This window comes from Oribacterium sinus, assembly GCF_963537195.1.
In the GTDB taxonomy this organism is placed as follows: domain Bacteria; phylum Bacillota; class Clostridia; order Lachnospirales; family Lachnospiraceae; genus Oribacterium; species Oribacterium sinus_A.
Genome location: NZ_CAUTEG010000159.1, coordinates 1 through 2,729 on the forward strand (window position 1 = coordinate 1; position 2,729 = coordinate 2,729).

Below are 2,729 nucleotides of genomic sequence, written 5' to 3' on the forward strand. Positions count from 1 at the left end.
GCAGCCACCATATCCTCCAATTTGGAAGGATTTGGTGGCTGCCGCCATGGCCTGAGAGCCGAAGGTATTGATAGCGGATTGAATCAGCACATTGGAAATGGAGAATAAGGTTCCCTGTATCCCTGCCGGAAGTCCTATGGAGACTATCTTTTTTAATTTGTCTCTATGGATACGAAAGCGAAGGGGATGAAGGTGCAAAGCATCCTTTTCTCTTGCCAGTAAAATCACTAAAACCACAGCTGAAAAGAGCTGAGAAATGCTGGTGGCAATAGCTACTCCTGCAACCCCCATCTTCCACTGAATCACAAAGTTTAAATTAAGAGTCAAATTCAAAAGGCCTGCCAGGATCTGTACATAGAGAGGACGCCTTGTGTCTCCCACCGCTCGAAATACCGCTGCCAAAAAATCATACAGTACCATAAAGGGAATGCCTAAGGAAAAGTAGCGAAGGTAAGTCTCTGCCTGAGGCGCCACTTCCTCCGGGGTATTCATCCCCCGGATAATCGCGGAAATAAGTAAATTTCCAATTAGCAGAAGCAAAAATCCTGAAAGCAAAGCCGTAGTGTAGGCTGTAGCCAACAGTTCCTCCACGTCTTTTCTCCTATCCGCTCCGATGAAGCGGGCAACAGCAACATTTACCCCCACCGACAGACCTAAAAAAAGGTTCACCAAAAGATTGATAATCGGCCCTGAGGTACCCACAGCCGCCATTGCCACAGCTCCTACATATTTCCCCACAACAAAGACATCCGCCGCATTGAAAAGCAACTGTAAAATTCCCGTGAAAATCAGAGGAAAACAAAATTGAAGCATTTTAGGAAGAATTGCCCCCGTGGTCATATCCAATTCGTAGCTTTTTTTCACTTTTCCTCCTTTCCGATTCTATTTGAGATTTCCTTCCGATTCTATTCGCTTTTTACTTTCGACGCTATTCAGCTTTCCTTTTTAAAGCTATTCAGCTTTCCTTTTTAAAGCTATTCAGCTTTTTCTTCCGAAGTGCCATTTAAGAAAGAGAAAGTTCCTGTCCCAGACGATTCTTAAGCTCATCCGCATCCTCTCCCACGATAATCTGCACTTCATCTTTTCTGGGACGGATTAATCCGGGAAATCCCGCCTCCCGAATGCAGGATTCCTTCACCAAATCATAGTCTTTAATGCCTACCTTCAGCCTTCTATTCTCACTTCGTAAAGACTGAATATTTTCTTTTCCTCCTAAGCCTTCCAAAAGAGGCGGAAGCAGGGCGGATAGATTCTTCGCTTCCAGGCGAACATGGTATTTGTCTTTCTCATCAATATGATATTCCAGTGCCTTTTTATGCCTTCTTTTTCTCAAAAAACGCAGAAGGAGAAAGAGAAGAATAAAGAAAAGAATCAGCCCCCCGATACAGGCATACAGCAATGGGGGCTGAAGAACTTGTTCTATGGAAAAACCGGAAGGGGCTTCCGCCACTCCCGTAGTGCTCAGAATATAAAAAAAGGGCATTAGCCAATCAAACATTGCCGTTCCTTTCCGGGAGAAGGCTTCTCCCTCTAAATACTGTCTGTGTCTTCTTGTACCTTATATTTCTGCAGCTCTTCCACATATTTTTTTCCAAGCTCGGAAAGATGCATCTTCTTATTTTTGATATAACCGATTCGCATGGTTTCTTCTGTATCCAAGGGAATCGCAATATACTCCGGTCCGTTTAATTCCTGGCAAATAATACCGGAACAGAGTGTATAGCCGTTTAAGCCCACCATCAGATTCAAAATCGTAGCTCGGTCATTCACCTTGATGAATTTCTTGTAATCATAGGTACTTAAAACTTCTTCTGCAAAATAGAAGGAATTTCTCTCCCCCTGGTCAAAGGTACAACAGGGATAATCCATCAAATCTTCCATGGAAATGAGTTTTTTCTTTGCCAAAGGATTGGACTTCGCCATGAAAACATATATTCTGCAAGAAAAGAGGGGCACAAATTCCAAGTCTCCCTCTCGTAAAATCTTTCCGATAACATTTTCATTGAAGTCATTTTCATAGATAATCCCCAGCTCACTGATTTGCTTACGGACATTTTCAATAACGTCAATGGTTCTGCCCTCAAAAATGGAAAACTCATAGACATTGTTTTCCTCATACTGTCGAAGCAAACGAATAAAGGCTTCCACCGCAAAGGTATAGTGCTGCATGGAAACACTGAATTTCTTTTTCTGGGGTCCTCCGGAAAGATATTTGTCTTCCATCAACTGGTACTGTTCAGACACCTGTCTGGCATAGCCCAGAAATTCCTCCCCTTCCGGAGTGGCTATAATCCCCCGGTTGGATCTGGTAAAGATTTCTATCCCGATTTCTCTTTCCACCGCCTTGATGGTAGCACTTAAGCTGGGCTGGGTCAGATACAGCTGCTTCGCCGCCTCGTTCATGGAGCCGTAGTCGGCTACCGCAATGACCTGACGAAGCTGTTGTAAGGTCATTCCACGCCTCCTGCCACATAGGTAATATAACCTGCGGGATCGATAAACACTCTTTCTCCCGCAACACCCCGAATCATCATAAGATCCATGACAGAAATCATCTTCTTTCCACTTCCGCTGTTATATTCAATCACGGCATTTTTATGAAAGGCCGCATCCCCGGCATATAGAAGTTCTCCCGACTTTCTATCATATAAACTCATTTTCTTGAAAATCACAAAGGGATAACCGTTCCCTTCTTCCAGACTTAACTGGTTGGGGCTGTCAAAGAAAAC

The 2,729-nt window shown here is 43.8% G+C and carries 3 protein-coding genes and 1 pseudogene; all 4 read right to left on the minus strand.

Features of this window, described 5'->3' with window-relative positions:
- On the minus strand, positions 1 to 864 hold an 864-nt coding region (locus tag RYL27_RS11300), incomplete at its 3' end, for an MATE family efflux transporter (protein WP_314967217.1).
- Between the two features lie 139 nt (positions 865 to 1,003).
- Entirely contained in the window at positions 1,004 to 1,498 is a 495-nt protein-coding gene (locus RYL27_RS11305) for a hypothetical protein (protein WP_314967218.1), read from the minus strand.
- Positions 1,499 to 1,530: 32 nt separating this feature from the next.
- Positions 1,531 to 2,454: a LysR family transcriptional regulator gene (locus tag RYL27_RS11310; RefSeq protein WP_314967219.1), complete on the minus strand. Its 924-nt coding sequence runs from the start codon at positions 2,452 to 2,454 to the stop codon at positions 1,531 to 1,533.
- Positions 2,451 to 2,729, minus strand: a pseudogene (locus tag RYL27_RS11315) (cell wall-binding protein); the annotation flags it as partial. The gene RYL27_RS11310 and the pseudogene RYL27_RS11315, both read right to left, overlap by 4 nt.

Excerpts from the sequence above, each read along its gene's own strand:
- RYL27_RS11305 (WP_314967218.1), bottom strand. The coding sequence starts at position 1,498 with ATGTTTGATTGGCTAATGCCCTTTTTTTATATTCTGAGCACTACGGGA.
- RYL27_RS11310 (WP_314967219.1), bottom strand. The coding sequence starts at position 2,454 with ATGACCTTACAACAGCTTCGTCAGGTCATTGCGGTAGCCGACTACGGC.